Here is a 6,754-nt window from a genome sequence, read left to right on the forward strand (position 1 = left end):
TGACATTTTTGGTGATTTACTGTTTCTCAAATGCTTTTTTCACTGTATATGTCTGTTTTTACGCTAACTTTGATTTTTCATCTCCGTAATTTCCCTCTGGGACAGTTTGGGGTGCGGAATGTGGGATCTATACATTAGGAGGGTTAGAATCAGGTGATGACAATTATTTTACCACTAACTTATTTACAGTTGCTCGCAGAAGAGTTTCTTGGTTATTAGTTCTGTTAATAACTAATACTTTAACAAGTGCAGTCATCCGTAATCAAGAAGATGTTTTAGAAAAAGTAGTTGCCTTAGCTGCATTTATTCCCTTATTAATTGATACGGGTGGTAATGTAGGAGCGCAGTCTTCAACAGTGGTTATTCGAGGTTTAAATACCCAGGATATTCGTAGTAGTGAAATGTGGAACATAGTCCGCAGAGAAGCGATCGCTGGTGCTGCTTTAGGAGCAATGTTAGGTTTAGTAGTTACAGTCTGGGCTTTCTTTCTACAAGGAAATTTAGGAGTGTCACTGGCTGTAGGTATTAGTTTATTTGCTATTTGCCTAATTGCTTCTTTCTCAGGTGCTGCTTTGCCTTTTTTGTTTCGTTCTATGAAGTTAGATCCCGCTTTAATGTCAGCACCATTTATTACCACTGCGGTTGATGTTTTCGGGGTTTTAATTTATCTGAATATGGCGAGATGGATTTTAAGATTGTAACACTGCTATATAAAACCTAGACAAAACTAGACTTTACTTTCTACTTCAACGGGAGCATGGGAGCGGTTATCCCTCAGTAGACTTACTACCTAACTTTGCTATTTTAATTCTTGGGATAGATGTTCAATTTGTTCATTCCAATTACCATCAATAGTAAGGATACGTATCCTGCCAGAAATTGCATGAAAAACCTGTAGCTGTACTGTATCAATTACTTGTTGGCTGGGTTCTGAAAGGTTAGTATCAGTTAAGTTTGGGTTGACCTCCAGATGGGGACTTAATTGGAGGTTATGGTGGTTACTACTGATGGTTTTGGACATTTTTGATAGCTGCACCAAGTCAGAGATTCACGGTAGTTTCAATATAACTGATCTTTTCTCAATAAGCCTCTTTCTTGAGAATAATTTTATAATCTTTAATTTATCCTATTATTTCTTGGTATTTCTTAGTATTTCTTAAATTAAAGGGAACAGGGAACAGAAAAAAGCAAAAGTTTTTTAATTTTTAATTTTTAATTTTTAATTTTTAATTCTTCCTCCTGACTCCTGAAGAATTAAATTTTTGCTCAAATCCCTAAAAGGTTGTATTGTATAAAAAGAATGGTAAGAAGTCACAAGTTTAGACTTTACAGGAGTTAATGAGATAAGGTTTATACTCAATCACAAATTCTCTAGCGATTAATCTGAGTTCAATACTTTTCAGTTAAGCCTAAAAAAATATCAATATGTAGGTTGGGTTGACGTTAGGAAACCCAACATTGATATGCTTTCGTTGGGTTGCGCTATCGCTTAACCCAACCTATGGAAACTCTTAACCCAATAGCTATAATAATCATTGGTTGTGGAAACCAATTAAAAATATGCCATTGGAGGATTACAAAACAGCATTACAAAAGATAGGTACACACTTCTCTAAGTTTAATTAGTAATCTTGACAGTTACCAATAAAGAATGAGAACCACCTTCTCGTTTTAGGTAACACCCTGCTTGTCTTAACTTTTTTTCTAATTCTTTACGTTTCATGGAATTAAAATTGTCTCTTCAATCGCATCTTCTGTTAGTCCTCTGCGGATATCTGCCATACGATCTTCAATAATCAATTGAATAGCAAGTTTCAAGTTTCCTTTTGCTTCCTCAATGGTTTCACCTTGACCATTAGCACCAGGAATTTCTGGACAAATTGCCCAGTATCCTCCTTCCGTTGCTTTCTCAATGATGGCTGTTAACTCTGCTTTCATAGCAATTTCCACAAGAAGTCCACTATATTTTAAACATTTTAAACGATGATTAGTTTCAAGGTCAGCGATCGCACTATCACCCATCACAAGCAACCTCTCTCAAAACTCTTACCTACCCTGCGGGAACACCTCCGGTGAACGTTTCTTCGCTACTTCGTGGTTCAATCCCCATGTTTTCGTATTTTTTATATTATAAAGTATAATTAACTTTTTACAATAAACACAAACGCAGGTAAACGTAGATAAACGCAGATAAGTCAAACTAAATATATTTGATCATTCAGCGTGGTCTAGCATAAAATGAGTATCAGGGAGAGCAAAAAAGAAATCAGCACCAAACCCTTGATAGATAAGCTTTTGGGAAGATTTAACTTTTAATTTGGAATTTTCAATTGGTATTAGTATGAGAATTAGGTTAAATTTAATTAAGATTCTAGAAAAATTTCATGAATCTGCCATAAGCAAACTACGCTGTCATGGCTGAAATTACAAAATGGATTTATAAACATCCGTTACAAAAGTAGTCATATTGGTACTAGAGGCAAATTAACAGATGAAATTTTCTTGGAGAATTGTAGCACTTTGGTCCGTGCTGGCTTTGGTAATAGGCTTTTTCTTTTGGCAAGGTACTTTTGCCGGTCAACCAGCAGATAACAGCCGTAATGCAGCCAATACCCGCATGACCTATGGGCGCTTTTTGGAATACTTGGACGCTGATCGGGTTACCAGTGTAGACTTGTACGATGGTGGCAGAACTGCAATTATCGAAGCGAACGACCAAGATATTGAAAACCGCATTCAACGCTGGAGAGTAGACTTACCCGTTAACGCTCCTGAGTTGATCAATAAACTCAAAGAACATAACGTTAGCTTTGATGCTCATCCTATCCGCAATGATGGCGCTATCTGGGGTTTGTTAAGTAATCTTTTATTCCCAGTGTTGTTAATTACTGGTTTATTCTTTTTGTTCCGTCGTTCTAATAACCTTCCCGGTGGTCCTGGCCAAGCGATGAACTTCGGTAAGTCTCGCGCTCGTTTCCAAATGGAAGCGAAAACCGGCGTAAAATTTGATGACGTGGCGGGAATTGAAGAAGCTAAGGAAGAATTACAGGAAGTTGTGACTTTCTTAAAACAACCTGAGAAATTTACTGCTGTTGGTGCAAAAATTCCTAAAGGTGTGCTGTTGGTAGGACCTCCAGGAACAGGTAAAACCTTATTAGCAAAAGCGATCGCCGGTGAAGCGGGTGTTCCTTTCTTCTCTATCTCAGGTTCTGAGTTTGTAGAAATGTTTGTGGGTGTGGGTGCTTCCCGTGTCCGCGACTTGTTCAAAAAAGCGAAAGATAACGCTCCTTGTATCATCTTTATTGATGAAATTGACGCAGTAGGTCGTCAACGGGGTGCTGGTATCGGTGGTGGTAATGATGAGAGAGAGCAAACCTTAAACCAACTGTTAACAGAAATGGATGGTTTTGAAGGTAATACTGGCATTATTATTATTGCAGCTACCAACCGTCCTGACGTTCTCGACTCTGCGCTATTGCGTCCCGGTCGTTTTGACAGACAGGTAACAGTTGACGCTCCTGATATTAAAGGACGCTTGGAAATTCTCGAAGTTCATGCACGGAATAAGAAATTAGATCCTGGTGTTTCCTTAGAAGCGATCGCCCGTCGTACCCCTGGTTTCAGTGGTGCGGATCTCGCTAACCTCCTCAACGAAGCAGCTATTCTCACCGCCAGAAGACGCAAAGAAGCAATTACCCTGTTAGAAATTGATGATGCAGTTGATCGGGTAGTTGCAGGTATGGAAGGTACTCCTTTAGTAGACAGCAAGAGTAAGCGGTTAATTGCTTATCATGAAGTTGGTCATGCTTTAGTGGGTACTTTGTTAAAGGATCATGATCCTGTACAGAAAGTTACCCTCATTCCCAGAGGACAAGCACAGGGTTTAACTTGGTTTATGCCCAATGAAGAACAAGGTTTAATTTCCCGTTCGCAACTAAAAGCGAGAATTACAGGTGCTTTGGGTGGTCGTGCAGCAGAGGAAGTAATTTTTGGTGCTGCGGAAGTGACAACTGGTGCGGGTGGAGACTTGCAACAGTTATCAGGAATGGCACGACAAATGGTAACACGGTTTGGGATGTCTGACTTAGGTCCTTTATCTTTGGAAAGTCAACAAGGTGAAGTGTTCTTAGGTCGTGACTGGACAACCAGATCCGAGTATTCTGAGTCTATTGCTTCTCGTATTGATGGACAAGTGAGAGCGATCGCTGAAGAGTGTTACGAAAATGCGAAGAGAATTATTCGTGAACATCGTGCAGTTACAGATCGCTTGGTTGATCTGTTAATTGAAAAAGAAACCATTGACGGTGACGAGTTCCGGCAAATTGTCGCTGAGTACACTGAAGTACCTGATAAGCAACAGTTTGTTCCTCAACTGTAAGGGTTTTCAAGAATAGGAAATTAATGGGGATGGTGTAAACTGTCCCTATTTTTTTGGGAATAATGAACCACAGATCCGTAGGTTGGGTTAAGCGATAGCGCAACCCAACAAAATAACTCAATGCTGATGGTTATAATTATAGGAAACTGGTAACAGGGTCAGAAATATGATACAAATTATTTTGGATTCAGAACAAGAGAAGTTATTGCAGGAACAGTTAAAAACAGGTAAATATAAAACACCTAATGAAGTGATTACTGATGCTTTAAAAGTTTTAGCAGAAAGACAAAATCTCAATCAAGAAAGTCAAAAAATTACAATTATTTCGGGAGAACCAGCACAAAAATTACTGGAGGAGAAAATTCAAATGATGCAGGAACTAAAAAGAAATTATCAACCAGATCCCCACAGACAGAAATTAGCTGAAGAATTTAGCCAATTATGTCAAGAAACCCAGGAATTACACGCTGATCATCCTTTAACAGATGCAGAAATTGATGAAGAAATAGCAGCTTATCGGAGAGGAGAATGATCATTATTATAGATACTAATATTTTAGTATCTGCGGCAATATCTGGAAGAAAACCAGAATCTGTTATTAATTGGATTATTAATCAACCTGATTATCAATTGTTTCTAGCGAATTTGATTTTCCTAGAGATCAAAAAGAATTCCCTTAACCACAACCGAAAACCATGATGATATAATTGATATTTAACTTCCTTACCTTTCCTAAATTCTTGCATAAACTCTAACCATTGTTCCATCACTTCCATCACATCAAAAACATCTTCATTGATAACCTGACTAATAGCTAAAGCTGACATCGGTTGCATTTCCCCGGTAGTCAAAACCCGCAACACATTTACAGCAATATCAGAAAAACCATCACCTTGCATTTTCTCCCAATGTTGTTGATAATAACTTTCCAAACCTAGAGGAAAATTATTAACATCATTTTCATCATAAAAACCCTCAGCAAAAGCAGTTAAAACCTGCTGCACATACATAAAATTATCTTCATTTTCGTTGAACCTCACCCCCAACCCCTCTCCTGGGAGGAGAGGGGAGTTAGAAAATTCTTGTTCCCCCATTCCCTTGTAGGGAAGGGGGGTTAGGGGGGTTAGGTTTCTCTGCGAACTCTGCGTCTCTGCGGTTAGTTTCCTCCGAATAAATTCCTTCACATCCTCCCTATTTTCTCTCTGAAAATCCGATAAATCTAAAACCTGCGAAGGTGCTTCAATTAACAACCCTGTATGCGACTTTTTATAAGGACGACGTGCAAAAATAAAATAAACTTGATCCGGTAAATATCGGGGTAAATAAAATAAATTAGTCCCAATAGCTTGATGTTCTAAATTAATCGCTTCCAAACCATCAATAATAATAATTAACTTTGACTCTGGTGCTAACCTCTCACTGATTTGTTGTAACAACAACGAAAAAACCGAACTATCATAATTATCAAAATCCAGATTTTCACTATTTAATAAACTCTGGAATTTCCTGATTAACTGTCTGCAAACATCTGTTAAAAATTCCTCAACCCGATTTTTACCAGGAATTTGGGCATTATAATAAATAATATCAGGATTTTGCAGTACCAATTGATCAAGAATCGTACTTTTACCGCTACCGGGAACACCGACAATAGTAAAATAACCCTTGGGGTAACGGTGGAGAAAATTATTAATAGCAGAGAAGACAAAATCACGACCTACAAAATTTTCACTCTTTGCTGAAGCAGAGAAAGATAAACTATTCATCTGTCACCTTTCCTTGCAAACGCAGAAAATGTAACCTTCCTGATTCTTCCCCTGCAACTATTGTCACCCCATCGGGAGCAACTGCACAGCATTTTATAGGACTTTCTCCCGTGAAGGTTGCTATTTCCTTTGTGGTTTCTAGATCCCAGATTTTGATAGTGTTGTCATCTGAACCAGAAATCAAGGTTTTACCATCGGGTGTGAGTGCGATCGCATTTACCGACTTACTATGACCAGTAAGGGTGAACTTTTCTCGTCTTGTTCCCAAATCCCAAATTTTGATAGTCTCCTCATCTGAACCAGCAATCAAGGTTTTACCATCGGGTGTGAGTGCGATCGCATTTACCGACTTACTATGATCAGTAAGGGTGAAGTTTCCTGATCCTGTTCCCAAATCCCAGATTTTGATAGTCTTGTCCCTCCAAGAATCAGAAGCAGAAATCACGGTTTTTCCATCCGGTGTCACTGCGATCGCTCTTACCCGGTCACTATGACCAGTAAGGGTGAACTTTTCTGCTCCTGTTCCCAAATCCCAGATTTTGATAGTCTTGTCCCTGAAGCAGAAATCAAGGTTTTTCCATCGGGTGTGAGTGCGATCGCTCTTACCCAG

General features: G+C 38.7%; 7 protein-coding genes and 1 pseudogene. 3 read left to right on the forward strand and 5 right to left on the reverse strand.

Features of this window, described 5'->3' with window-relative positions; translation table 11 throughout:
• Positions 1-125 precede the first annotated feature (125 nt).
• Positions 126-701: pseudogene (gene mgtE, locus IQ237_RS25660) on the forward strand (magnesium transporter); the annotation flags it as partial.
• A gap of 98 nt (positions 702-799) precedes the next feature.
• On the opposite strand, the gene IQ237_RS25665 reads toward mgtE, so the two are convergent.
• The 3 genes from IQ237_RS25665 to IQ237_RS25675 form a co-directional block, all read right to left on the reverse strand.
• On the reverse strand, positions 800-1,021 hold the full coding sequence (locus tag IQ237_RS25665; RefSeq protein ID WP_194060068.1) for a hypothetical protein: 222 nt from the start codon (positions 1,019-1,021) through the stop codon (positions 800-802).
• 597 nt (positions 1,022-1,618) lie between these two features.
• Positions 1,619-1,723, reverse strand: a complete 105-nt coding sequence (locus IQ237_RS25670) for a type II toxin-antitoxin system HicA family toxin (protein WP_228020713.1) — start codon at positions 1,721-1,723, stop codon at positions 1,619-1,621.
• Complete coding sequence (locus IQ237_RS25675) at positions 1,720-2,025, reverse strand: type II toxin-antitoxin system HicB family antitoxin (RefSeq protein WP_228020714.1); 306 nt, start codon at positions 2,023-2,025, stop codon at positions 1,720-1,722. The genes IQ237_RS25670 and IQ237_RS25675 overlap by 4 nt, the downstream gene beginning before the upstream one ends.
• Before the next feature lie 466 nt (positions 2,026-2,491).
• Here IQ237_RS25675 and ftsH2 point away from each other — a divergent pair, with 466 nt between their 5' ends.
• Both ftsH2 and IQ237_RS25685 read left to right on the forward strand, forming a co-directional pair.
• Positions 2,492-4,378, forward strand: a complete 1,887-nt coding sequence (gene ftsH2, locus IQ237_RS25680; RefSeq protein WP_194060069.1) for an ATP-dependent zinc metalloprotease FtsH2 — start codon at positions 2,492-2,494, stop codon at positions 4,376-4,378.
• Between the two features lie 166 nt (positions 4,379-4,544).
• Positions 4,545-4,910 carry a hypothetical protein gene (locus tag IQ237_RS25685; protein ID WP_194060070.1) on the forward strand — a complete coding sequence of 122 codons (366 nt, stop codon included), beginning with the start codon at positions 4,545-4,547 and terminating at the stop codon, positions 4,908-4,910.
• Positions 4,911-5,004: 94 nt separating this feature from the next.
• On the opposite strand, the gene IQ237_RS25690 is transcribed toward IQ237_RS25685, so the two are convergent.
• Entirely contained in the window at positions 5,005-6,144 is a 1,140-nt protein-coding gene (locus IQ237_RS25690; RefSeq protein ID WP_194060071.1) for an ATP-binding protein, read from the reverse strand.
• On the reverse strand, positions 6,137-6,754 hold a 618-nt coding region (locus IQ237_RS25695), incomplete at its 5' end, for a WD40 repeat domain-containing protein (protein WP_228020715.1). The genes IQ237_RS25695 and IQ237_RS25690, both read right to left, overlap by 8 nt.

The organism is Sphaerospermopsis sp. LEGE 08334, from assembly GCF_015207205.1.
Classification (GTDB): Bacteria; Cyanobacteriota; Cyanobacteriia; order Cyanobacteriales; family Nostocaceae; genus Sphaerospermopsis.